The 26,630-nt window shown below is 40.3% G+C and carries 19 protein-coding genes and 1 tRNA gene; 15 read left to right on the plus strand and 5 right to left on the minus strand.

Annotation, left to right across the window (positions count from 1 at the left end):
* Positions 1 to 106: 106 nt before the first annotated feature.
* The 9 genes from HC965_RS08640 (at position 107) to HC965_RS08680 (ending at position 17,409) form a co-directional block, all read left to right on the plus strand.
* Positions 107 to 4,420, plus strand: coding sequence for a DUF5113 domain-containing protein (locus HC965_RS08640; RefSeq protein ID WP_191031114.1), 4,314 nt, complete (start codon positions 107 to 109; stop codon positions 4,418 to 4,420).
* A 34-nt stretch (positions 4,421 to 4,454) separates the two neighbouring features.
* The gene (locus tag HC965_RS08645; RefSeq protein WP_191031115.1) at positions 4,455 to 5,183 is read left to right on the plus strand and encodes a DUF5932 domain-containing protein; all 729 of its coding nucleotides are present in this window, start codon (positions 4,455 to 4,457) and stop codon (positions 5,181 to 5,183) included.
* Between the two features lie 36 nt (positions 5,184 to 5,219).
* Positions 5,220 to 6,674, plus strand: a complete 1,455-nt coding sequence (locus tag HC965_RS08650) for an AbgT family transporter (RefSeq protein WP_191031116.1) — start codon at positions 5,220 to 5,222, stop codon at positions 6,672 to 6,674.
* Positions 6,675 to 6,772: 98 nt separating this feature from the next.
* A complete protein-coding gene (locus tag HC965_RS08655; RefSeq protein WP_191031117.1) occupies positions 6,773 to 7,360 on the plus strand; it encodes an RNA polymerase sigma-70 factor in 588 nt (195 codons plus the stop codon).
* Between the two features lie 78 nt (positions 7,361 to 7,438).
* Entirely contained in the window at positions 7,439 to 8,461 is a 1,023-nt protein-coding gene (locus tag HC965_RS08660; RefSeq protein WP_191031118.1) for a FecR family protein, read from the plus strand.
* 134 nt (positions 8,462 to 8,595) lie between these two features.
* Complete coding sequence (locus HC965_RS08665; protein WP_191031408.1) at positions 8,596 to 11,982, plus strand: TonB-dependent receptor; 3,387 nt, start codon at positions 8,596 to 8,598, stop codon at positions 11,980 to 11,982.
* Positions 11,983 to 12,010: 28 nt separating this feature from the next.
* Entirely contained in the window at positions 12,011 to 13,825 is a 1,815-nt protein-coding gene (locus HC965_RS08670) for a RagB/SusD family nutrient uptake outer membrane protein (protein WP_191031119.1), read from the plus strand.
* A 73-nt stretch (positions 13,826 to 13,898) separates the two neighbouring features.
* The gene (locus HC965_RS08675; RefSeq protein WP_191031120.1) at positions 13,899 to 15,338 is read left to right on the plus strand and encodes a sulfatase; all 1,440 of its coding nucleotides are present in this window, start codon (positions 13,899 to 13,901) and stop codon (positions 15,336 to 15,338) included.
* A 1-nt stretch (position 15,339) separates the two neighbouring features.
* Positions 15,340 to 17,409 (plus strand): glycoside hydrolase family 2 TIM barrel-domain containing protein, encoded by a 2,070-nt coding sequence (locus tag HC965_RS08680; RefSeq protein WP_191031121.1) that lies wholly within the window; start codon positions 15,340 to 15,342, stop codon positions 17,407 to 17,409.
* 131 nt (positions 17,410 to 17,540) lie between these two features.
* Here the strand turns inward: HC965_RS08680 and HC965_RS08685 are convergent, their stop codons facing one another.
* The 4 genes from HC965_RS08685 to HC965_RS08700 form a co-directional block, all read right to left on the minus strand.
* The gene (locus HC965_RS08685; RefSeq protein ID WP_191031122.1) at positions 17,541 to 18,194 is read right to left on the minus strand and encodes a hypothetical protein; all 654 of its coding nucleotides are present in this window, start codon (positions 18,192 to 18,194) and stop codon (positions 17,541 to 17,543) included.
* Between the two features lie 18 nt (positions 18,195 to 18,212).
* Positions 18,213 to 18,614 (minus strand): hypothetical protein, encoded by a 402-nt coding sequence (locus HC965_RS08690; RefSeq protein WP_191031417.1) that lies wholly within the window; start codon positions 18,612 to 18,614, stop codon positions 18,213 to 18,215.
* A 137-nt stretch (positions 18,615 to 18,751) separates the two neighbouring features.
* Positions 18,752 to 19,246, minus strand: coding sequence for a hypothetical protein (locus tag HC965_RS08695; protein ID WP_191031123.1), 495 nt, complete (start codon positions 19,244 to 19,246; stop codon positions 18,752 to 18,754).
* A 498-nt stretch (positions 19,247 to 19,744) separates the two neighbouring features.
* Positions 19,745 to 19,818, minus strand: a tRNA-Arg gene (locus tag HC965_RS08700).
* A gap of 286 nt (positions 19,819 to 20,104) precedes the next feature.
* On the opposite strand from HC965_RS08700, the gene HC965_RS08705 reads away from it, so the two are divergent.
* From HC965_RS08705 to HC965_RS08730, 6 genes are all read left to right on the plus strand, one after another.
* The gene (locus HC965_RS08705) at positions 20,105 to 20,839 is read left to right on the plus strand and encodes a hypothetical protein (RefSeq protein WP_191031124.1); all 735 of its coding nucleotides are present in this window, start codon (positions 20,105 to 20,107) and stop codon (positions 20,837 to 20,839) included.
* 126 nt (positions 20,840 to 20,965) lie between these two features.
* Complete coding sequence (locus tag HC965_RS08710; protein ID WP_191031125.1) at positions 20,966 to 21,973, plus strand: aminodeoxychorismate synthase component I; 1,008 nt, start codon at positions 20,966 to 20,968, stop codon at positions 21,971 to 21,973.
* Positions 21,957 to 22,553, plus strand: a complete 597-nt coding sequence (locus HC965_RS08715) for an aminotransferase class IV family protein (protein ID WP_191031126.1) — start codon at positions 21,957 to 21,959, stop codon at positions 22,551 to 22,553. The genes HC965_RS08710 and HC965_RS08715 overlap by 17 nt, the downstream gene beginning before the upstream one ends.
* A 276-nt stretch (positions 22,554 to 22,829) precedes the next feature.
* Entirely contained in the window at positions 22,830 to 23,504 is a 675-nt protein-coding gene (locus tag HC965_RS08720; RefSeq protein ID WP_191031127.1) for a DUF2461 domain-containing protein, read from the plus strand.
* A gap of 33 nt (positions 23,505 to 23,537) precedes the next feature.
* A complete protein-coding gene (locus HC965_RS08725) occupies positions 23,538 to 23,984 on the plus strand; it encodes a YhcH/YjgK/YiaL family protein (RefSeq protein ID WP_191031128.1) in 447 nt (148 codons plus the stop codon).
* An 18-nt stretch (positions 23,985 to 24,002) separates the two neighbouring features.
* Entirely contained in the window at positions 24,003 to 26,015 is a 2,013-nt protein-coding gene (locus HC965_RS08730) for an alpha amylase C-terminal domain-containing protein (protein WP_191031129.1), read from the plus strand.
* Positions 26,016 to 26,094: 79 nt separating this feature from the next.
* On the opposite strand, the gene HC965_RS08735 is transcribed toward HC965_RS08730, so the two are convergent.
* The gene (locus HC965_RS08735) at positions 26,095 to 26,583 is read right to left on the minus strand and encodes a PepSY-like domain-containing protein (RefSeq protein WP_191031130.1); all 489 of its coding nucleotides are present in this window, start codon (positions 26,581 to 26,583) and stop codon (positions 26,095 to 26,097) included.
* Positions 26,584 to 26,630 lie beyond the last annotated feature (47 nt).

The following is a 26,630-nucleotide window of genomic DNA, read 5'->3' on the forward strand; positions in this document are numbered from 1 at the left end:
TATTGTATAAAAAATATATTTCTCTCCAACTTATCGGAAATATTTGTAGATTTGCAATAAATAATGGGGAATATCCATTATCCGTTGTTAATTATCCGATAATAAAATGAGTTCACGCTTTCCTCTATATATAATAGGTGTAGTGTTATTCGCCTCTTTTTTCTCGTGCACTGATATGGTGCCGACTAAAGAAGTGCGTCTGATTGATTCACTGAACGGGAAAGCGTATGCTTTTCGTTACCGGAATCTCGATTCTTCTTATAGATATGCCGAGCAGGCTTATCGTAAGGTAAACTTATATAAATCGGGAAAAGCCGAGGCATCCAACAACCTAGGATTCTGGGCTTACATGAACATGGATTTCGACCGCGCCGAAGCCTTGCACAAAGAGGTGTACAAACTGACCAAGAATGAGCTCGAACTACTGATTGCCGACATCGGATTGATGAAAATCTGTCAGCGGACGGCTATGAACAAGGAGTTTTATGACTACCGGAATAGTGCACTGAAACGCATGAAGCGTATCCGTGAAGAAAGTGACTTGTTTGCCGACCGGCATGAGGAGCTCCGGCTGGATTATGCTTTTACGGAATTTTTCATCGTTTCTTCTATTTATTACTATTATCTTCAGCAACGTCAGGAAGCGATTGCTTCGCTCAATCAGATACCGGAAGATGAAGCATTGGCAGATACGAATCAATTGCTTTATTATCATTATCTCAAAGGTTCAGCTTCTTTGGTGGAAGCCGGTAAACCGGAAGATAGGAAGCTCCGCGAGTTCGACCACCTTTATTATACTTGGCGGACGGCAGTTCAGAGCAATCATCTCTATTTTGAAGGAAATGGCCTGCAAGGGCTTGCCAACCTGATGATTGCTCCAAATGACTTCGATTTCTTTCAGGCGAGACGGGGACATGCGTTAGACCAGTTCGGCTTTTCGATAGATTCGCTTTTACCTTTACGTCTGGCACAGCTTGCACTCGAAAAATTCCGCGAATATAATGATTTATATCAGATTGCCGGGGCGTATGTCTCTATCGGCAAATATCTGAATACACATGGGCGATATTCGGAAGCGTTGGATACGCTTACGAAAGCATTGGATTGTGTGAACCGCCATCATATGCTCTATTATCACCATGAGGCGGATACACTGGATAAGCTATATACGTTTGCCGAAGGAGATACGACCTATACGGGAGTGCCGTGGATTACGCAGGAGAATGTAAAGACTGTCCCCGAATGGATTTCGAGAATCCGGGAACAATTGAGTGTATCGTATGCGGGATTGGGAATGAAATATGCCTCTGATTACAACCGGAATATTTATCTGGATATTCTGAACTTTACCCGTCAGGATAAGGAACTGGAGAGCCGTTATGTTTCATTGGAAGCCGGTTCGCGGCAGATGACACTTGTGCTTTCTTTGGTGATTGTCGGATTGGTGCTGGTAGTGATTCTTTGGTGGTTCTTCAACAGGCGTTCCAAGATAAGGAATCAGATTGATGTGGAACGTCTGCAACAGATTTTGGGGCTTTGCCGGGATATTACTTCTTCCATTCCAATGAATGTTCCGTTGATTCAGGAAGGAATAGACAATCTGTTTGGTAAGGGTAGGATGAGACTGGATATTCCCGAAGAGGGGAAAGCGGCGCTTGTTCCCGCACATCGGTTGAACCGTGATGAAAAGGCTTTAGTACATGTGCTTGAACCTTATATTATTTGGGCGGCGGACAATGAACAGATGGTGGAAGCATTGAGCGACGAACGGATGCAGTTGGAAAAACAACGGTATATCTATGAGCAGCATATTGCGGGAAACAAGCGTCAGAATCTGATAAAGAAGGCTTGTATGGCTATTGTGAATGGTATCAATCCTTATATCGACCGTATTCTGAACGAGGTACACAAGCTTACGGAGAAGGGATATATTGATGATGAAAAGATAAAGAAGGAGAAGTATCAATACATTGATGAATTGGTAACTACTATTAATGAGTATAACGACATTCTGGCTCTGTGGATTAAGATGAAGCAGGGATCGTTGAGCTTGAATATCGAAACGTTCAGTCTTGACGAGTTGTTTGAACTGTTGGGAAAAGGACGGCGTGCCTTTGAGATGAAAAAACAGACGTTGGAGATTGAACCGACTACTGTTATGGTGAAGGCAGACCGGGCACTGACTCTGTTTATGATTAATACGCTGGCGGAGAATGCCCGTAAATATACTCCGGAAGGAGGAACTGTCAAGGTCTATGCACGTACTACGGATACGTATGTGGAGATTTCTGTGGAAGATGACGGACGCGGTATTTCGGAGGAAGATGTGGCGCGTATTATTGGTGAGAAAGTATATGATTCGCGGGTGATAGGAATCAAGAATGCGGAGAATCCTGACGAATTGAAAGAAAATAAGGGCAGTGGTTTCGGACTGATGAACTGTAAGGGAATCATTGAGAAATATAAGAAAACGAATGAACTCTTCCGGGTATGTACCTTCGATGTGGAGAGTGAATTGGGGAAGGGAAGCCGTTTTTATTTCCGTTTGCCTTTGGGAGTACGTAAGGTAATTGGCGTATTGCTTTGCTTGTTGCTTCCTATGGGAATGGTGTCTTGCTTGCATGACCCGATTCCGCCTATGTCGCAGGAGAGAGATTCGATAGTGGTAGTTACTGATTCTGCTTATGAAGACTTGCTGGATGCTGCGTCGGACTATGCCAATGCAGCATATTTTGCCAATGTAGATGAAAATTACGAGCTTGCCTTGCAGTATGTGGACTCTGCCATGTCGTTGCTGAACGAGCATTATGAAAAGTATGCGCGTCCGGAAAGTCCGCATCGTTATATGAAACTTGTAGGTACGGGAATACCTGCTGAAGTCAGTTGGTGGAATGAATTATTTGATTCGGATTATCATGTGATTCTGGATATAAGAAATGAAGCGGCGGTCGCTTTCCTGGCTTTGAAGCAATTGGATGGGTACAGTTATAATAATTCGGCTTTTACGGATTTGTATAAGTTGCAGGGGGAAGACCAGACATTGGAAGCATATTGCAGGCAGTTGGAGCGTTCGAATACTAATAAGACGGTGGGGATTATCCTATGCTTTGTCTTGTTGATTGTTTCTTTGGTTGGTTATTATTTTCTGTATATGCGAAAACTGTTACAGAATCGGCTGAACCTTGAACAGGTGCTTGAAATAAATCAGAAAGTATTTGCGGCATCTATAGTTAGACTACAGGAGCAGGAGGATGCGGAAGCGCTTCAACGCGAGGAGAGTACGCTCAAAGAAATTCCACAACGTATTGTGAATGAGGCATTCGGTTCGGTGAATGAATTATTGACGATTGACCGGATGGGAATCGCAGTGTATAATGAATCGACGCATCGGCTGGAGTATGCTTCGCGTCCCGGACAGGAGATGCCGGAAATGGTGCAACAGTGTTTTGACTCCGGCGAGTATCTTGCGGAACAACATCTGCTGGCTATTCCGTTGAAGGTAGAAGCGGGAGGAGAACATCAATGCGTCGGTGTATTATATCTAGAACGTAGGGAAGGTTCGGAGCAGGAAACGGATCGTTTGCTTTTTGAATTGGTGGCTCGTTATGTGGCTATTGTGGTATTTAATGCGGTAGTGAAACTGGCTACGAAATACCGGGATATTGAGTCGGCGCATGAAGAAACGCGTCGGGCTTCCTGGGAGGATAGTATGTTGCATGTACAGAATATGGTGCTTGACAACTGCTTGTCTACAATTAAACATGAAACGATTTATTATCCGAATAAAATCAAGCAGATTGTAGGACGGCTGAATACGCTGAGTCTTTCGGAAAAGGAAGAGCGCGAAGCAGTGGAGACTATGACGGAATTGATTGAATATTATAAGGGCATCTTTACTATCTTGAGTTCGTGTGCTTCCCGTCAGTTGGAAGAGGTTACTTTCCGGCGGACGGTGATTCCAGTGCAGGAGCTTTTTGATGCTGCCGGAAAATATTTCAAGAAGGTGATGAAGAACCGGACGGAGAGGATAGAACTGGAGATGGAGCCGATGGAAGCGAAGGTGATAGGAGATGTGAATCAGTTACGTTTTCTATTGGAAAATCTGATTGACGAAGCGTTAACGGTTCGTGAAGATGGCGTGTTGCGTTTGCAGGTTCGCAAGGATGATGGATATATTCGTTTCCTCTTTACGGATACGAGACGTGAAAAGAGTGTGGAGGAATTGAATCAGTTGTTCTACCCGAATTTGGCACGTATGACTTCCGGTGAAAAAGGAGAGTTGCGGGGTACGGAATATTTGGTGTGCAAGCAGATTATCCGTGACCATGACGAATTTGCGGGACGCAGAGGATGTCGTATTAATGCCGAACCTGCTGCGGATGGAGGATTTACGGTCTATTTCACGGTTCCGCGCAGATAAAAAAGAAAACACATAAAAGTTATTAGATAAGGAAATGGAAGAACAGAAGTTTAAAGTTATTATCGTAGAGGATGTAAAACTGGAGTTAAAAGGTACGGAGGAGATATTCCGCCACGAAATACCGAATGCGGAAGTGATCGGTACTGCCATGACCGAAAGCGAATTTTGGCCGTTGATGGAAGCGCAGCTTCCTGATTTGGTATTGCTGGATTTGGGATTGGGTGGTTCTACTACTATCGGAGTCGATATTTGCCGGAATATATTCAAACGCTATAAAGGTGTTCGCGTACTGATTTTCACAGGTGAGATTCTGAATGAAAAGTTGTGGGTGGATGTACTGAATGCCGGTGCTGACGGAATTATCCTCAAAACGGGAGAGCTGCTAACCAAGACAGATGTACAGGCTGTGATGGACGGTAAGAAGCTGGTATTTAACTATCCCATTCTGGAAAAGATTGTAGAGCGTTTCAAGAAGTCTGTTGCCAATGACGCGAAACGTCAGGAAGCGGTAATCAGCTATGATATTGATGAATATGACGAGCGTTTTCTCCGCCATCTGGCTTTGGGATATACGAAGGAGATGATTGCGAACCTGAAAGGTATGCCCTTCGGCGTGAAATCATTGGAAAAACGGCAGAATGATCTTATCGGACGTCTTTTCCCGAATGGTGAGCGGGTGGGAGTGAATGCTACCCGGTTGGCTGTCCGTGCATTGGAATTACGTATTATTGATCTGGATAATTTGGAGCCCGACGAAGAATAACGAAGGAAAATCGACGAAGAATAAACCTGAAAAGCGATGAAGACAAAATGGTGTATGCCCCATCCTGCTACGATGTTCATGCTGCTGACAATGGCAGTGGTCTTTCTTTCATGGATATGTGATATCTATGGACTGAAAGTGACATTGCCACAGACTGGCGAGGATATTCGTGTGCAAAGCCTGTTGAGTCCGGAAGGAATTCGCTGGTGGTTGAGGAACGCTATCAAGAACTTTACAGGGTTTGCTCCGTTGGGCATGGTGATTATTGCCATGTTCGGACTGGGGGTTGCCCAACATTCAGGCTTTATTGATGCGTGCATCCGTATGGGGGTGGGGAACCGGAAGGAAAAGAAGAAAATCATTTTGTGGGTGATTATTCTCGGATTGCTGTCGAATGCTATTGGTGACGGTGGATATATTATCTTATTACCTATTGCCGCCATGCTGTTTCAGTGGGTGGGGCTTCATCCGATTGCGGGAATTGTGACGGCTTATGTCTCCGTTGCTTGCGGATACAGCGCCAATATTGTGTTGAGTACAATGGACCCGTTGCTGGCTCATACCACGCAGGAAGCTGCATTGGCTCAAACAGGCTATCAGGGGAATACGGAACCTCTTTGCAATTACTTCTTTATGAGTGCTTCTACGGTAGTTATTACTGCCATTGTTTATTGGGTGACTCAAAAATGGCTTCTTCCCAGGTTGGGTAAATACGAAGGAAGTGTAAAGGTGGAAGCCTATCGTCCCCTGTCACGCAAAGAGAGACGGGCGATCATGATTTCTATTATGGTGGCGGCTGTCTATGTAGTTCTTGTTTTATGGCTTACTTTTTCTTCTTATGGAATTTTGCGCGGTGTGAATGGTGGCTTGATGCATTCGCCATTCATTGCTGGTATTTTGTTTCTTCTTTCTTTGGGAGCAGGTATCACGGGCATGGCGTATGGTTTCAGTTCTGGTCGCTATCGCACGGATAATGATGTGATTGAAGGACTGACGCAGCCAATGAAGCTTCTTGGCGTTTATTTCGTGATTGCTTTCTTTGCTGCTCAAATGTTTGCCTGTTTCGAATATTCGCATTTGGACAAGTGTCTTGCCATTATGGGTGCCGAACTGGTTTCTTCTTTTGAGCCGGCTCCATTGGCGGCTTTGGTCTTGTTTATCCTGTTTACGGCATTTATCAATCTGATTATGGTATCTGCCACTTCCAAATGGGCTTTTATGTCTTTTATCTTTATTCCGATGTTTGCGCAGATGGGTATTTCTCCCGACGTGGCGCAATGTGCTTTCCGTATCGGAGACAGTTCGACAAATGCCATTACGCCTTTCTTATTTTATATGCCTTTAGTGCTGACTTATATGCGTCAGTATGATAAGCAGATCACTTATGGTACATTACTAAAATATACCTGGAGATATTCATTGGCTATCTTATTTGCGTGGACATTGCTGTTTATCGTTTGGTATTTGCTGAAAATACCGGTAGGCTTGTAATTATAGATGGATAGCAATACTTCGGTTTCATCAATCGGAGTTTTGTTTCTCTGAATTAATCGCTATATTTGCAATCGTTCCTTAAAGAAAAACAGCGAATGAGTCTACCGGAAATTTCTGAAAAAGTAATCGAACAACTGAATCACGATAATACAAAGGCATTTGATAAAATCTATCATACGTACTATCTTTATCTGTGTGCGATAGCTGTTTATTATGTACATGACAAGAGGGTGGCCGGAGAAATTGTGAACGATGTCTTTGTAGCTTTTTGGCAGAACCGTCGTCATATCACTCATCCCGTTCTTCCGTATTTGCGGCGTGCCATTCAGAACGCAAGTATCAGTTATCTCCGTTCGTCTTATTTCAATGAGTCGATGATGACGGAGCAGATGGAGGAAATATGGGCTTTTCTCGAAAATCATATTCTTTCTTCCGATAATCCTTTGCAGGCTTTGGAACGCAGCGAAATGAACGCGATCATTATGAAGAAAGTGGAAGAACTTCCTGCCAAATGCCGTGCCATATTTAAAGCAAGCCTGTACGAGGGCAAATCGTATAGTGAAATTGCAGAAGAGCAGAATATCAATGTTGCAACTGTAAGAGTACAGATGAAAATAGCATTGACCAAGCTGCGCGAATCACTTGGTACACCGTATATGATAGCTATTTTGATGTTTCTCTAAAAAAAATCGCATTTCTTTTAAACGTATTTTTTTCTTTTGCGTATCTAGTTATATACACCCATAGAAAAAGTACGCTTTATGAATAAGTTTTATGATATAGAGGAATTGGAGTTACGGATCAGCAATTATCTGTCCGGTAGCTGTACGGAGGAAGAAAAAGAGACTTTGCTTGCATTTTTGGCATCTAATGAGGATGCTGCTAAAACTTTCCGGGAAATGTCTGCCGTATGGGCTATTTCTTCTGTTCCTGCATTTGCTAAGAATGAGGATACCAATCTGTCACATATAAAAGAAGAAATCGCTGCTTCTGAAATGAAAACTGTCCGGACACGGAAGTTGATTCCTGTTTGGCTGAAGGTGGCTGCTGCAATTATCCTGTTGATAGGTTGCAATTATTTCTGGTATAACTACACTGAGAATCTTACGGAAGTATATACGAAAGCGGATTCACCTTATGAAATCAAGGTGCCTGCCGGTTCGCGGACAAATATTGTGCTGCCCGATGGAACGGAAGTTTCTTTGAATGCAGGTTCGGTGTTGCGTTATTACCGCGGCTTTGGTATCCGTGGACGTGATGTCACTTTGGATGGTGAAGGCTACTTTAAGGTGGCAAAAAATGAGGAGATTCCTTTCTTTGTAAATACGAATGGTGTACAAGTGCGGGTAGTGGGAACGGTATTTAATGTTCGTGCTTATGATGACGATGATTATGTAATGGTGTCTTTGTTGGAGGGCCGTGTCAATCTGTCTGCTTCGTCCGGTTCTGTGATGAAATTATTCCCCAGCGAACAGGCTTTGTATGATAAGAATACGGGACGTATGGAGAAGATGAAGTCGAATGCGAGTACTGCCTGTGATTGGCTGGACGGAGGCTTGACCTTTGATAATGTTTCGTTTGCGGATATTGCGCATCGACTGGAACGGAAATTCCAGGTGAAGATCAGAATCGAGAGTGAACGTTTGGGAGAGGAACGGTTCTCAGGATGCTTCAATAGTAATCAAAGTATCAATGATATATTGGAAGAAATCAACGTTGAAAAGCAATATACATGGAAAGTGAGTGGCGACACGATCTTTATAACGGATAAAAAAAGGAGGTAAAATAAAAGAAAGATACAGTATATGGTTGGGAACATGACCGGTAGATATACGGGCGGTTCGTCGATATATAGAAAGATATTAGTTAACCTTTAATAGTGAAAAATATGAGATTAATAGTAAAGAGAATATTATTAATGTTTTTGCTGTTGTCTGTCGGAAACGTTTTAGCCGGCTATCAGCTATCGGCACAGGAACAGAGCAAGAGATTCAGCGTAAAAGTAGATAACGTTACTTTAAAAGAAGCCATTGAAGTCATCAAGAAACAGGGAAATTATTCTTTCCTGATTCGTAATAATGATATTGACTTGAGCAGAAAGGTTTCTGTGAATATGAGCAACGGTACGATTAATGATGCAATGGGACAGTTGCTGGCAGGTATGAATGTCAGTTATGAAGTGAACGGAAACAGGGTAATTATGTTCCATGCAGTGACTCCTCAAAATGAACAGGGAAAATCATTTGTCTTGAAAGGTCGGGTCACCGATCCTACGGGAGAGGGAGTGATTGGCGCAAATGTAAAAGTGTTGAATTCTACGGAAGGCACTATTACGGATATGGATGGTAACTTCTCATTGATGGTTACTTTGAATGACCGCTTATCTGTTTCTTATATTGGATATGCTACCCAGGAAGTAGTGGTAAAAGAACAGCGGCCTCTTAATGTGACGCTGAAAGAAGATACCCGTCTGATAGACGAAGTGGTAGTTGTAGGCTACGGTGTACAGAAGAAGGCAAACCTAACCGGCGCGGTTAGTAGCGTGAAGATGGATGATGTATTGGGCGACCGTCCTGTGGTATCTGTTAGTGATGCCTTGAAAGGAGCGATGCCCGGTTTGCAGATTACGGGCAATTCAGGAAGACCCGGTGAAGAAATGAGTTTCAATATCCGTGGTGTCAATAGTTTGGATAAGAATGGAAAACCGTTGGTGTTGGTAGACAACGTGGAGATGGATATTAATATGCTTGATCCGAACGACATCGAGTCGGTAACTGTCTTGAAGGACGCGGCTTCTTCTGCTATTTATGGAGCACGCGCAGCATTTGGTGTAATTTTGATTACGACAAAGAAAGGCTCGGACGCAACTAAACTTTCTATCAATTATTCAAATAACTTCTCATTTAGCAGACCGGCCAATATGCCGCATAAGGCTACTCCGCTTCAGACGGTACAGGCTTATAAAGATATGGGAACTATCAATTATCAGAGTGGTCAGAACGTAGATACCTGGCTGGACTTATTGAAGGAGTATAATGCCAATCCGTCTGCTTATCCTGATGGGTATGCAATGGTGGACGGGCTCAGGTATAGCCTGGCAGAAACAAATCTCTTCGATGATATGATGGAGACGGGTTTTCAGCAAACGCACAATATCTCGGTAGGCGGCGGTACGAAGGATATTTCTTATCGTTTCTCATTCGGTATGGTGAATGAAAATGGTGTACTTGCTTCGGATAAGGATACGTACAAGCGTTACAATGTTTCTTCTTATCTTCGTTCGGATGTGTTCTCATGGATTACTCCCGAATTGGATATTAAATATACAAATTCTAAATCTTCATTGCCGGAAACTTCCGCTGCATACGGTATTTGGGGAGCGGCTGTTGCATTTCCTTCTTATTTTCCTACCGGGACAATGAATATTGATGGTGAAGATCTGCCGAACAACACTCCGAGAAATGTGATAAACCTGGCTTATCCGACTACTATTCAGAAAAATAATCTTCGCATTTTCGGTAAAGTCACTATTACTCCTTTGAAGAATGTCAAGTTGATTGGTGAATATACATTCAATCATTTGAGCAATGAAAAAACGAAGTTTGATAAGAAATTCTATTATGCACATGGTGGCAATTTTGTGAAAGAGGTTTCTACTGCAAACTCCAAGTATGAATATTCGGATGGTATTACTGATTATAATGCATTGAACTTCTATGCTAATTATAATAATTCATGGGGTAAGCATGATGTGACTGTCATGGGCGGCTTCAATCAGGAAAGCAGTGATTACCGGTATGCGGAAATGTCACGCATGAATATGATTAATGAGGATTTGCCTTCTATCTCACAGGCAACGGGTGATTATTTTGCCAAGGATAAATTCGAGCGTTATACGGTAAGAGGTTTGTTCTATCGTATCAACTATTCGTTCGCAGGTAAGTATCTGATTGAAACGAACGGACGTTATGATGGTTCTTCCAAGTTCCCGAAGAATAGCCGTTTCGGATTCTTCCCTTCGGTTTCTGCCGGATGGCGTATTAGTGAAGAAGCATTTATGCAGCCGTTGAATACAGTTTTGTCTAACCTGAAATTGCGTGGTTCCTGGGGTAATATTGGTAATCAGAGCATCACTCCTTATGCATATATTCCCGGCATGGATGCCGAACAGGCTTACTGGACTGTTTCCGGTATCAAAGTGACCACCCTGAAACCTGCTGCTTTGGTAAGCAATAGTTTTACTTGGGAAAAAGTTACGACGATTGATGTTGGTTTCGACCTTGGATTATTGAACAACAGGCTGAATGTGGTATTCGATTGGTATCGCAGGGATACGAAAGGTATGCTTGCTCCGGGAGCTGAACTTCCGGGTGTATTGGGTGCAAGCGCTCCTTTACAGAATACGGCCGACCTTCGTTCCAAAGGCTGGGAAATTTCAGTGGATTGGAATGACCAGATAGGCAAGGTAAAATATAATTTGGGATTCAATCTTTATGATTCAAAGACGAAGATTACCAAATACAATAATGAAACAGGTTTGTTTGGTAAGGATAAGAATGATAAAGATACTTATCGTGTAGGTATGGAACTGGGTGAAATCTGGGGATATGTGACCGACCGTTTGTACACTGTGGATGATTTTGACGAGAGTGGAAAGCTTAAACCGGGCATTGCCAAGGTGGAAGAATATAATCCGAATCCGGGAGATATCTTGTATAAAGACCTTGATGGTAATAATATCATCAATAGCGGTACGAGTACGACGAAAGATCCGGGCGACCGTAAGATTATCGGTAATAATACCCGCCGTTACCAGTATGGTATTCATGGTAGCGCAAATTGGAACGGATTCTCTCTGTCTTTCTTATTGCAGGGAGTAGGCAAACGGGATTTGTGGGTGATGAATGACTTGTTCTATCCGCATTATGATGCCTGGACTACTGTTTACGATTCGCAATTGAATTATTGGACTCCGGAACATACGGATAGTTACTTCCCGCGTATCTATGAGAAAGCTGCCGGAAACACTGCTGCCAATACACGTGTTCAAACTCGTTATTTGCAAGACGGATCATATTTGAGTATTCGTAATATAACGCTTTCTTATAATTTCCCGTCCAAGTGGATTAGTAAGATTGGAGTGAATAATCTGGCTGTGTTCTTTAGTGGTGAGAATCTTTACACATTCGACCATTTGCCGAAGGGACTCGACCCGGAACGCTCTGTAACGGATGATTTGGGACAACGCGGTTTTACCTATCCGTATATGAGACAGTATTCGTTTGGTATAAACGTTTCATTCTAATTGTATCACATCTTAAAGAGTAATTATTATGAGTAAATATATACTATGTGCAAGCGTTAGTCTTTGTTTGTTGATGTCATCTTGCTTGAATGACGAATTCCTGGAAGTTTATCCGAAGGGACAGCAAACGGAAGCGTCAGTCTTCACTACCAATGATAATTTTAAAACGTATGCATGGGGACTGTATAATGTGTTTTTCGGATATACGTATAATACGGGACAGACGGATGAAATATTCCGTGGCGATTTTGAATCGGATAATATGATAAAAGGATTGGCCGGATATGAAGGTCAATGGGCTTACCGGAAGGCAAAGGCTAAGGATGAATCTACAGACTGGGATTATGATTATATTCGCCGTGCCAATCTGCTGCTTGATAATATTGATAAATCGGAAATGAACGAAACGGAAAAGGAACATTGGAGAAGTGTGGGATATTTCTTCCGTTCTTATAAGTATTTTCAGATGCTTTCCAAATTCGGTGATATTCCCTGGGTGGAACATGCTTTGACGGAGGAGAGTCCGGAGCTTTATGGAAAACGGGACAGCCGTGATTTGGTGGCTTCCAATATTCTTTCCAATCTGAAATACGCGGAAGAGCACATTGGCAATGATATTTTGGTCGATGGCAAAAATACGATTAATTTGTATGTGGTGAAGGCTCTTATTTCCCGTTTCGCTTTGTTTGAAGGTACTTGGAGAAAATATCATGGGTTGGCAGATGCGGATACTTATTTGAAAGAATGTGCCCGTGCTGCCGGAGATGTAATAGAAGAGTATCCGAACGTACATCCTCAATATGATGAATTGTTTAATTCGGAAACGTTGGATGGAGTAGCAGGAGTTCTTCTGTATAAAGCTTATGAAACCGGACAGTTAATGCATGGCCTGACACGTATGGTACGTACCGGTGAATCTTATATTGAAGCTACGAAGGATGCGGTAGACAGTTATTTATGTAAGGACGGGCGGCCTGTCAGCACGACAACAAGTAACTATGGTGGTGATAGGGATATTTACGGACAGTTCCGTGACCGTGACTATCGTTTGTATCTCACGATATGTCCTCCCTATATGGTGAAGAAGGATAAAGGTCCGAGTACACCTGACTGGCAATATACGGCTAATGCGGAAGATAGAGAGTTTATTGATCTTATAGCTACGATTTCCGGTGAAACTTATCACCGCTTGCCATCTTCCAACTTTAAAGGATTTACAGTTCAGGGACAACCGCACTTCAAGAATATGAACTGGGGACAAGGTTGGAACGCTTCGCAAATGGGATTTTGGGTTTGGAAATATTACAATACTCATACAGTAGCAACCAATGCCAATGGTGTAAATACAACAGATGCTCCACTATTCCGTGTAGGCGAAGTGATGGTAAATTATGCCGAAGCTATGTGCGAACTGGGAAAATTAGACCAGCCTGCTGCTGACAGATCAATCAATAAACTTCGCGCAAGAGCCGGAGTTGCTAAAATGATAGTGAACGATATTGGTGATAATTTTGATACGGACCGTGATCCTTCCGTTCCTGCTCTTTTATGGGAAGTGCGTAGGGAAAGACGTGTAGAATTGATGGGTGAAGGTTTCCGTTTGGATGATTTGCGCAGATGGAAAAAAGGAGAGTATGTCAATAAACAGCCATTAGGTGCTTATGTGACAGAAGCTGCTGCCAAGAAGCTGAAAGTAACAGGTGGTATGGGCGCTGATGACGGTTATGTTTACTTCTATGATACTCCGCTCGGATGGCAGGAACATTATTATCTCTATCCGTTGCCATTGAAGCAATTGGCTCTGAATACAAATCTGGAACAAAATCCGGTATGGACTAAGTAATTTTGAGTTAATAATATATACAAGACCTGTAATATTTTAGTATATTGCAGGTCTTTAAAATTTAACACGTAAAATGAAGAATAAATTCTCTGTAAAATACACTCTTCTTTGTGGAACGGCTTGTTGTTTCTCTTCTATGATGCGGGCACAACAGGATGTATCCCAAATGAATGTTCTTTTCATAATGGCGGACGATATGCGTCCCGAGTTAGGCTGTTATGGAGTAAAGGAAGTGAAGACACCTAATATGGATCGTTTAGCTGCAAGCGGTGTTTTGTTTCAGAATGCTTATTGCAATATACCCGTGAGTGGAGCGTCCCGTGCCAGTTTATTGACAGGTGTATATCCCCGGTATCCAAACCGTTTTATCAGTTTCTCTGCTTATGCCAGCAAAGATTGTCCCGAGGCAATACCTATTTCAGGATGGTTTACACAGAATGGCTATCATACTGTTTCGGATGGAAAAGTGTTTCATCATATGAGCGACCATGCTGATTCGTGGAGTGAACCGCCTAATCGGAATCATCCGGATGGATATGATGTCTACTGGGCGGAATATAACAAATGGGAACTTTGGATGAATTCGGAATCGGGGAAGACGATTAATCCGAAAACAATGCGGGGGCCTTTCTGTGAGTCTGCCGATGTGCCGGATACTGCCTATGATGATGGTAAGTTGGCGAACCGGGCAATTCGTGATTTAAAGAGAATGAAGGAGATAGGTAAACCTTTCTTCCTGGCTTGTGGTTTTTGGAAACCTCATTTGCCGTTTAATGCTCCGAAGAAGTATTGGGATTTATACAAACGTGACGAAATTCCCATGGCTACCAATCGTTTCAGACCTGAAGGATTGCCGGAACAGGTGCGTAATTCGTCAGAGATTTACGCTTATGCACGGGTTACGAATACGAGTGATATTGATTTTCAGAGGGAAGTAAAGCATGGATATTATGCTTGTTTGAGTTATGTGGATGCGCAAATAGGAAAGGTATTGGATGCGTTGGATGAGTTGGGATTATCAGAGAATACGATTGTTGTTCTGTTGGGAGATCATGGGTGGAATTTGGGCGAACATGATTTTGTAGGAAAGCATAATCTGATGGATACTTCTACTCATGTGCCGTTAATTATCCGTGTACCAGGAACGAAAAAGGGAGAAACAAAATCTATGGTAGAATTTGTTGATTTATATCCCACTTTATGCGAACTTTGCAAACTTCCTGTACCTGCTGAACAACTGAGCGGCCAAAGCTTTGCCGGAGTTTTCAAGAACTTGAAGGCTAAGACTAAAGAGGAAGTTTATATTCAATGGGAGGGGGGAGATAATGCTGTTGACCAGCGTTATAGCTATGCTGAATGGATGAAAGGTGACGTGAAGAAAGCAAGCATGCTGTTTGACCACCGGATTGATAAAAAGGAAAATAAGAATCGGGTAAATGAGAAAAAATATAAAGAAAAAGTTGAATCATTATCTTCTTTTATCAAAGTAAAGAAAACATCATTAAAGAAATAGTATGAGAACATGTTTTTTACACTCCAGCCGTTTGTTGGCGGTTGTTTTATTTGTGCTTTATAGTCTGTCTACGTTTGCGCAGCGACAGGACATCTTATTAAATGATAATTGGAAGTTCCGGTTCTCACATCAGGTGCAGAAGGGAACGGAAGTAAGGGTTGACTTACCCCATACCTGGAATGCGCAGGATGCTTTATCCGGTAAAATAGACTATAAACGAGGCATTGGCAATTATGAAAAGAAACTATTTATTCGTCCCGAATGGAAAGGCAAGCGTCTTTTTCTACGCTTTGAGGGAGTGAACAGTATTGCTGATGTTTTTATAAATCGTCGTCATATCGGTGAGCATCGCGGAGGGTATGGAGCTTTTATCTTTGAAATTACTGGAAAGGTTGAGTATGGGAAAGAGAACTCTATATTAGTACGGGTGAACAATGGAGAACAACTGGATATCATGCCTTTGGTGGGTGATTTTAATTTTTACGGTGGAATCTACAGGGATGTGCATTTGATGATAACTGATGAAACGTGTATTTCTCCTTTGGATTATGCCTCTCTGGGAGTACGTCTCATACAGGATAGTGTGAGCCATAAATATGCCAAAGTACGTGCACTTGTTGATTTATCAAACGGAAATACTGCTAATCAAGAAGTAGAACTCAATATCCGTCTCCTGGATGGAAAAAAAGTTGTGAAAGAAGGAGTGAAAAAGGTAGCTCTTTCCGGTACTTCGACTGTGCAGCAGGAACTTGTATTTGAAATTAGTCAACCCCATTTGTGGAATGGGCGTCAAGACCCATTTCTTTATCAAACGGAAATCTCTCTTTCCCGGAATGGTAAAATTGTAGATTGTATTACGCAACCTTTAGGGCTTCGCTTTTATCGGATTGACCCCGATAAGGGTTTCTTCCTGAATGGAAAACATTTACCCCTTCAGGGAGTATGTCGTCACCAGGATAGGAGTGAGGTCGGAAATGCTTTACGAACTCAACATCATGATGAGGATGCTGCATTGATGCTGGAAATGGGAGTGAATGCCGTTCGTTTGGCGCATTATCCGCAAGCTACCTATTTTTATGACTTGATGGATAAGAATGGTATTATTGTGTGGGCTGAAATTCCTTTCGTTGGCCCCGGCGGATACAATGACAAAGGTTTTGTAGACCTGCCTGCTTTCCGTGCCAATGGTAAAGAACAACTTAAAGAGCTGATTCGTCAACACTATAATCATCCTTCTATCTGTGTATGGGGGCTGTTTAATGAGTTGACAGAGATTGGAGATAACCCGGTGGAATATATAAAAGAACTGAACGTATTGGCTCATCAGGAAGACACCACACGACCTACCACCTCTGCAAGTAACCAAATGGGAGATTTAAACTTCATTACGGATGCTATTGCCTGGAATCGTTATGACGGATGGTACGGTGGTACTCCCGCTGATTTGGGTAAATGGCTTGACAGCATGCATAAAAAACACCCGGAAATATGTATTGCTATCAGCGAATACGGTGCCGGTGCCAGCATCTATCATCAACAGGATTCATTAACGAAAACTGTACCTACCAGTTGGTGGCACCCGGAAAACTGGCAAACATTTTATCATATTGAAAACTGGAAAGAAATTTCTTCCCGCCCATATGTATGGGGAAGCTTCGTTTGGAATATGTTTGATTTTGGCGCTGCACACCGTACAGAGGGCGATCGTCCTGGTATTAACGACAAAGGCTTGGTTACTTTTGACCGAAAAGTCCGTAAAGACGCTTTCTATTTCTACAAAGCCAATTGGAATAAGGAAGAACCAATGCTCCATCTAACAGGCAAACGTAACATTGTACGTTCCCAACGCCTACAAACGATTACTGCCTTCACCAATCAGCCTGAAGCTGAATTGTTTGTAAATGGCAAAAGTTGTGGTAAAGCGACAGCAGACCAGTACGCTATTTTAGAATGGAAGAATGTGGAATTACAACCGGGAGAGAATGAAATCAAAGTGGTTTCTACCAATAAGAAACAGCCTTTGAGTGATAGCTTTCGTTGTAAACTAGAAGGTACCCTGATATTGAAATAAATTTAAACGCTGAACTCTAGAATTTATTATTTGTATAGATCCTAGAGTTCAGCGTTATCAATAAACGTTCAGCGTTTAAATCTGTAAATCCAAAATGATTTGAATTTAGTCAAGCTGTAGCATTTTATATTCTAAAATTTATTATTTAATTCTTTAGTATTGGGAGGTGAAATCCTACTTTCGTTTTCATTTTTTTGAGAGTTGAATAGATTGTTTCTGTATATATTGGCTACAACTCTATACTTATCACCTTGTATAGATTCTTCTATTCCTATCTTTATTGTTTTGTTTGACGATTCCCATATATTACACCATCTTACTGTGCCAGGGATTAATTCATCTCTTACAAGTGAATATGGTTTTCCGATAATTTCAGCATCACCATATTTAGACGAAATAAGTTTATCTAAATTATAGAAATAGTCGCAAACACTGTTCTTATTTTTATTGGTCGCTTTTAAGTATGCATTTGTCTCATATGAATATATTTGGATAAGATAAAGGGAATCTTTATAAAATTGTGTTGTTACTAACTCATATTCAAAGTCCCCTATGTTTTTGTCTTTAAATATTAGAATATGATCATATTCTGTTTTATTAAATAATTCAGTGCTGAATGCTTGCTCATATGAAATTTCAAATCTAACTCCGTTGAAAGCAGTATCTGCTGATAATTCTAATCTAGAATAGTCATTATCTAAAATTACCATATCTGGATTACTGCGTTTTTGAGAACATCCTATAAATATTAGGATAATTGTCACGAATAAAAAGTTTTTTTTCATTGTATTATATATATGCTTTTATTCAAATACCTTTTTAGCATTTTCAAAAGTGGAAAATTTATTGAATTCTATAAATGATGAAGCGTTGTCATATCTTTTTTTGTATTTGTTTTCTATTATACTAAACTTCTTTGTGTATTCAATGTCCTCTGACATAAATGTATTAGCTGAGACTTCTGAATATATTTTGTATACATCAAAAAGGAATTCTCTATATGCCATTTCTTTAGCTTTTTCAACATTTCCTATGATAAACTCTATTTTAGCAGGAGAAATGCCGGATGGATATCCGCTTGCTTGAATTGTATTCTTTATCTTTTTGGCATCATTGGTCATTCCCCAAACTTTGAAGAATAGAATGATTTGTAATACTCCAAATGTAATAATGATAACTGATGTGATTAGTGTGATTGTTTCCATATTTCTTATTTTTCTAAAAGTTAAAAAGTAACTTTTACATTTACTATTATTGTGACTTTGCTAATTTACTGCTTTGATAAAATATTCGTGAGTTTAGAGCACTTACAATGCTATTCTTTCTATTGTAGTTTTTATTCTTATTCAACATGTTTAAGCCTAAATTCTTTGATTTTCTTTGTAATAGATATTACTAAATCAGAGGTTAAGGCAGAATATGAACTCAATGAGCCAGATGGACTATCGGCATATCCAGTTAGCTGGTCAACATCTGTATAAAGTGATACAGCTTCATTATAGGCTTTTTCATATTCAGATGGATACTCTTTCAATTCTCTGATTAACATATCTAATGTATCTTTTTTAAGATGAATGGTTTGATATAAAGATGTTCCTTTAACAAACTCCATATGTTTTGATAATGCTTCGTTAAAATCAGAACAGTAATTTCCTTGGTATCTATTATCATATATTGCAGTTCTCCAAACTTCTGTATAATCATCTGCTATATGCCCGCTAAAATATGTAAGTTCTGCCATGACTTCCGTTGTTTTCTTTAATTTATCATTATATTCTTTTTTGTTGCCACATCCAATAATAAATATTGCTATTATGATAAATAATACCTTTTTCATGATTCTGTGTTTTTATTGTTTATACTATGACAAAAGAACACACAATTATGAATATAATCAAATGTTTTCTTACTTTTCTTTGATTTCGAACAACTTTCTTCAATTCAGCTTAAGTTATGACTTTGTAGAAGTCAACTTTGTGATTGATGAAAATGCTAGAAAAACTGGGTTATGATAAAACCTATGGTAAATCAGTATGTTATCTTGAAATGGGAGAATGTAGAATTATAACTAAAAGAGAGGAACATAAAAGTGTTTTTCATAAATAAGAAATGGCCTTTGAAGCTTGACTCACTCCTTAGAATGTTAGCACGAATCGTAATAGAAAACCGCTTATTATCAGCTGTTCATATTTGTGATTTTGAACCTAATAAAACACATCTATTATACATTTGCAGGTTTGTCAGTAGGGTTAAAATGTTAATGAAAGTGTTTTAAACGTACAGTTACAAGAAAAGCTCTGATTAATCTATATGATAATCAGAGCTTCCCTTTAAGTGATTCCGAAGCGATTCGAACGCTTGACCCACGCCTTAGAAGGGCGTTGCTCTATCCAGCTGAGCTACGGAACCATCCTTATTTGCGGATGCAAAGGTAGTGCTTTTTATGAAATCTCAAAAACTTTCCGACACTTTTTTATTCATATTTTTCTTTATAGCTATGAATCAGTAATTTATATAGGTATAATATTTTGTCTATTTCTCTGTTATAGTATGGATGAGTATTGAATCATTCTTTTCACGAAGAATAACGAACGTTATATAGGTTTCAAAAAGCTCAAAAAACTTAAATAGGGTTGTGTTTTTGTATTATAAGGCTTACTTTTGGGCGATAAACAACTAAAAAACACATAAAGTTATGAAGAAATTTATTTTTTTATTCGCATTTTGTATTACAGTAGCTAACCTTTTTGCTCAAACCGACCCTAACCAAATTAAGAAAGAAGGAAATGATGCATTCAATGCCAAAAATTATCCTGTGGCGTACGCTAAATTTAGTGAATATTTGAAGCAGACTAATAATCAAGATTCAGCAACAGCGTATTATTGTGGTATGGCTGCTGATGAAATAAAGAAGTATGCTGAAGCAGTTACATATTTTGATATAGCAATCGAAAAGAAGTTCAATACAGGAAATGCATATGCACGTAAGGCTTCAGCTTTGGATGCATTGAAGAAGACTGACGAATACGTTGCTACATTGGAAGAAGGGTTGAAAGTTGATCCGAACAATAAGGTAATGATCAAGAACTATGGCCTTCATTTCTTGAAAGCAGGGCTTGCTGCTCAAAAGGCTGGTAAGGCTGAAGACGCAGAAGAAAACTTCAAGAAAGTAATTCCTTTGAATCACAAGACTTATAAGACAAATGCTCTGTATAGCTTGGGAGTTCTTTGCTACAATGATGGTGCTAATATCCTGAAGAAAGCTGCTCCTTTGGCAAATTCAGATGCTGACAAATATGCTGCAGAAAAAGAAAAAGCTGATGCAAGATTCAAAGAAGCAGTAGATTATCTGGAAGAAGCTGCCAAAATATCACCAGAAAACGAGAACGTGAAAAAGATGCTTCCGCAGGTGAAAGCTGCCATGAAGTAATTTAGACTATAATAAAGAATATAAAGGGTTGCCAATAGATACATTTGGCAACCCTTTTTTATTGCATTTTTTTCTAATCTATACTTTTTGTGTACTTTTGCCTTCCCTAAACACTGAAGGATTCTTATGCATTTACATACGAAGGAACAAGCCGTCAAACGGATGAATAATTGGGGGCTATTACGTCGCCCTTTTATCTTTATTATTAATTATCTACAAGATACTTCTTATGTAGAAGAAATTTCATCCGTAGATCCTACTGAATTATTATATAATCTGAACGGATTTACTAATCAATCAACATCGGATAAAAGCAATGAGAATTTTTGTCTAAATAATAAGAAAGAACATATTCATTGGCAATCATTTCCTGAATCTTTTGATATCTATCGGCATTCATTCAATATTGTTCAACGGAATATTTTCGCAGGAAACAGTTTTCTTACTAATCTGACTTGCCGCACTCCAATAGAAACCAATCTCACTCTGCAAGATATTTATTTCCGTTCAAAAGCTATCTACAAGTTATGGCTTAAAGGTTTATTTACGGTATTTTCTCCTGAAATATTCGTTCGAATCCATCAAGGGAAAATCAGTTCATATCCGATGAAGGGAACTATTGATGCTTCAATTCCTGATGCCTCCCGGTTATTGATGAATGACCCGAAAGAAGCCGCAGAGCATGCTACCATTGTAGATTTGATACGTAATGATTTAAGTATGGTTGCCAATCAAGTATCGGTATCTCGTTATCGGTATATTGATACGCTGCAGACTAATCAAGGTGCAATTCTTCAGACAAGTTCGGAAATTCAGGGTGTTTTGCCGGAGGATTATCAGGAACACTTGGGAGAAATCATTTTTAAACTCTTGCCAGCAGGTTCTATAACTGGTGCTCCGAAGAAAAAAACGATGCAGATCATTCAAGAAGCAGAAAACTATGACAGAGGATTTTATACAGGCATCATGGGATATTTTGACGGTGAAAATTTGGATAGTGCTGTTATGATACGTTTTGTAGAACAGGAAGGAGAGAAGATGTATTTTAAAAGTGGCGGTGGAATCACCTGTCAGAGTGATGTGGAAAGTGAGTATAATGAAATGAAACAAAAAGTATATGTGCCCATTTATTGAAACCATCCGGATAGAAGATGGAAAGATTTACAATCTCGACTATCATACAGAACGCTTTAATCGGACTCGTGCTGCTTTTTGGAAAGACAGTACTCCACTCGCCCTGCAGGAATTTATATCTCCGCAATCATTGCAGGGAATTCATAAATGCCGGATTGTATATGGCAGAGAAATAGAAGAAATTACATATGCACCATATCAGATGCGGGAAGTTTCTTCGTTACGCCTGGTTGTAGCCGATACTATTGATTATACTTATAAAAGTACGAACCGGGAAGAATTGAATATTTTGTATGCCCAAAGAGAAACCGCGGATGATGTCTTAATCGTGAGAAACGGTTATCTGACAGATACTTCCATAGCCAATGTGGCTCTCTATGACGGGAAAATGTGGTATACACCCTCTCATCCGTTGCTCCAGGGAACAAAACGTGCCGAGCTTTTGGACAGGCAACTGATCGTGGAAAAAGACATTTCGCAGACACATTTAGGCGAGTACTCTAAAGTCATGTTATTCAATGCAATGATTGATTGGGGACGTATCATACTACCTATTGATGATAAACATTTTATTCTATAAACTATAATTAACTGAAATATACAGAGAACTGCTGAACAAAAGTCACTTTTGTACTGTTATATTTATGTGTTTTTCATAGTATTAGATATAAGATTAATTAAAGAGATTGTACTCCACTTGTGAAAGCTAAAGTACGTCAGAGACAGAAGAGTCTGTTTTTTTGATAAATGTGTTAGAGCATCGGTTTACCAGGCCGATGCTTTTTTTATGTCCTTTTGCCCCCTTTTGTAGTTTATATGAAATAAAATTTGTACGTTTGTGGGATAATAATAGAAAATGATAAAGATGAACATACCCGTTATCTTTCAGTTTTTAAAAGATCTTTCCGCGAACAATAATCGTGAGTGGTTTAATGAGCATAAGGCAGAATATGAGATAGCCCGTGCCGAGTTTGACAATTTTTTGGCTACAGTGATTGCCCGTATTTCCCTGTTTGATGAAACAATTCGGGGAATCCAACCCAAAGACTGCACCTATCGCATTTACCGGGATACCCGCTTCTCTACGGATAAAACACCTTATAAGATACATTTCGGTGGTTATATCAATGCAAAGGGTAAGAAATCCGATCATTGTGGATACTATGTGCACCTGCAACCCGATGGTTCTATGCTTGCCGGCGGAAGCCTGTGCCTGCCTTCCAATATCCTGAAAGCCGTTCGGCAGTCTATTTATGATAATATCGAAGAGTTTGTCACTATCGTGGAAGACCCGGAATTTAAGCAATACTTTCCGGTCATAGGAGAGGACTTCCTGAAAACGGCTCCTAAAGGTTTCCCGAAAGATTTCAAGTACATTGATTATTTGAAATGCAAGGAATATGTTTGTTCTTATAATGTTCCCGATAACTTCTTTACCCAACCGGATGCGTTGGAACAGATAGATAAGGTATTCCGTCAATTCAAGCGGTTTGCCGATTTTATAAATTACACGATTGATGATTTTGAATAATATCCGAAATATAAACTTTAAAATTAAAATTATATGGTAGTAGATACTTTAGAAAATCTGGAGAAATATGCGTCTTTAAATCCTTTATTTGCACAGGCCATTGAGTTTCTGAAATCTCATGACCTTCAAGCCATGGAAATCGGTAAGACAGAATTGAAAGGAAAAGATCTGCTGGTGAATATCGCACAAACCAAACCTAAGACCAAGGAAGAGGCCAAACTGGAAACACATAACGAATTTATAGATATTCAGATTCCATTGTCAGGAACAGAAATTATGGGTTATACTGCTGCTAAGGACTGTGCTCCTGAAGACGCTCCTTATAACGCAGAAAAGGACATTACTTTCTTTGAAGGATTAGCTGAAACATACGTTGCCGTGAAACCGGGAATGTTTGCTATCTTCTTTCCACAGGACGGACACGCTCCCGGCATTACCCCGGATGGTGTGAAGAAAGTAATCGTAAAAGTAAAAGCATAATCTAAATTCAATTCTGATATGGAAAAGACACTTAATCTTATCAAAAATGATCCTTGGCTGGAACCTTTTGCCGATGCTATTGCAGGTCGTCATCAGTTTGTGTTGGACAAGGAAGCCGAACTGACCAATAAGGGAAAACAGACTCTTTCAGACTTTGCATCGGGTTATCTTTATTTCGGATTGCATCGCGCTGATAAAGGATGGACCTTCCGCGAATGGGCGCCGAACGCTACACATATATATATGGTAGGTACGTTTAACAACTGGGAAGAAAAAGCTGCCTACAAGTTGAAAAAACTAAAGAATGGGATTTGGGAGATTAACCTGCCGGCAGATGCCATTCATCATGGCGACTTGTACAAGCTGAATATATATTGGGATGGTGGTCAAGGTGAGCGTATTCCTGCTTGGGCTACACGTGTTGTTCAGGATGAACAGACCAAGATATTTAGTGCACAAGTATGGGCACCGGAGAAACCCTATAAATTCAAAAAGAAAACATTTAAGCCTACCACCAATCCTTTGCTGATTTACGAGTGTCATATCGGAATGGCGCAGCAAGAGGAAAAGGTTGGAACCTATAACGAATTCCGCGAAAAAACGCTTCCACGCATCGCTAAGGAAGGATACAACTGTATTCAGATTATGGCAATCCAGGAACATCCCTATTATGGAAGTTTCGGATATCATGTATCCAGTTTCTTCGCTGCTTCTTCACGTTTCGGAACTCCCGACGAATTGAAAGCATTGATCGATGCTGCCCATGAGATGGGAATTGCTGTAATTATGGATATCGTTCATTCACATGCCGTAAAGAACGAAGTGGAAGGATTAGGAAATTTTGCCGGTGATCCGAACCAGTATTTTTATCCGGGCGGTCGCCGCGAACATCCGGCTTGGGATTCTCTTTGCTTTGACTATGGTAAGAATGAAGTGATTCATTTCCTGCTGTCCAACTGCAAATATTGGTTGGAAGAATATAAGTTCGACGGATTCCGTTTTGATGGAGTAACGTCTATGCTATATTATAGTCATGGATTAGGTGAAGCTTTCTGTAATTATGGAGATTATTTCAACGGTCATCAGGATGATAATGCAATTGGCTACCTGACATTGGCCAATGAAGTGATTCATCAGGTTAATCCGAAAGCAATCACAATTGCAGAAGAAGTTTCCGGTATGCCGGGACTGGCTGCGAAGGTAGAAGACGGTGGTTATGGATTTGATTATCGTATGGCCATGAATATTCCTGATTACTGGATCAAGACAATCAAAGAAAAGATTGATGAAGACTGGAAACCTTCCAGTATGTTCTGGGAAGTAACCAATCGCCGTCAGGATGAAAAGACCATATCTTATGCAGAAAGTCACGACCAGGCATTGGTCGGAGATAAGACAATCATCTTCCGTCTGATTGATGCTGATATGTATTGGCATATGCAAAAAGGAGATGAAAATTATGTAGTCAATCGGGGTATTGCTCTGCATAAGATGATTCGTTTATTGACCTCTTCTACCATTAACGGTGGTTATCTGAACTTCATGGGAAATGAATTCGGTCATCCTGAATGGATTGACTTCCCACGTGAGGGTAACGGATGGTCTTGCAAATATGCCCGTCGCCAATGGGATTTGGTGGACAATAAGAACCTGACTTATCACTATATGGGTGACTTTGACGCAGAAATGCTGAAAGTAATCAAGAGTGTAAAAGACTTCCAGGCAACACCGGTTCAGGAAATCTGGCATAATGACGGCGACCAGGTATTGGCTTATGGACGTAAGGATTTGATATTCGTCTTTAACTTCAACCCGAAACAGTCATTCGCTGATTATGGTTTTCTGGTAGAACCGGGAGCCTATGAGGTTATACTGAATACGGATGATGTAGCATTCGGTGGAAACGGTTTGGCAGATGATTCTGTCGTTCACTTTACAATAGCCGATCCACTGTATAAGAAGGAAAAGAAAGAGTGGTTGAAACTTTATATTCCTGCACGCACTGCCGTAGTGCTTAGAAAGAAAAAGTGATTTTTTGTTTTAGAATAAAGAGCCCTCGCAAATCATTGAATATTTGCGAGGGCTTCTTTTTTATATATAACAGTCTCTTCTAATTGGATAAAAATGTACCTGGACCAAGAATATCATACATATAACTGACGTTCCGTGTTTTCAGTAGCATTCCTTGTGGAGTATAGAATAATTGATATTTGATGTCTACATTGTCTTGTCCTACCTTAACTACTATAATAGCCTGCCATTTCGGAAATTCTACCATAGTCACATCATCCACTACCCAGCTCGCATAAGGGCCGGATACAAATGCATTGTAAACAGTGGGTGACAAGCGGTCGAGACTGACAAGGTCAGTCTGTGTCATAGCCCATTGCCCCTGTGTATTGAACCATACATTTTTAGTAAATCCATTCTTTACAAAATTCGCGCAATAATAGCCGCCATCCTGCGACCAGGCTATACCAGTAGCCTTCGGATACATCTTCTTAAAAGTGGTCTGCACATTACCAGGAGGGGTGCCCGCAAAAGCAGATATAGATATTAACAAAAGCAATACGAACGCCCCGATATTAATCTTCTTCATAAGCCTTGAGTTTAGAGTATTATTTATCTACCTAAAACAGCCTTTGA

The organism is Bacteroides sp. GM023 (assembly GCF_014750685.1).
Lineage (GTDB): Bacteria > Bacteroidota > Bacteroidia > Bacteroidales > Bacteroidaceae > Bacteroides.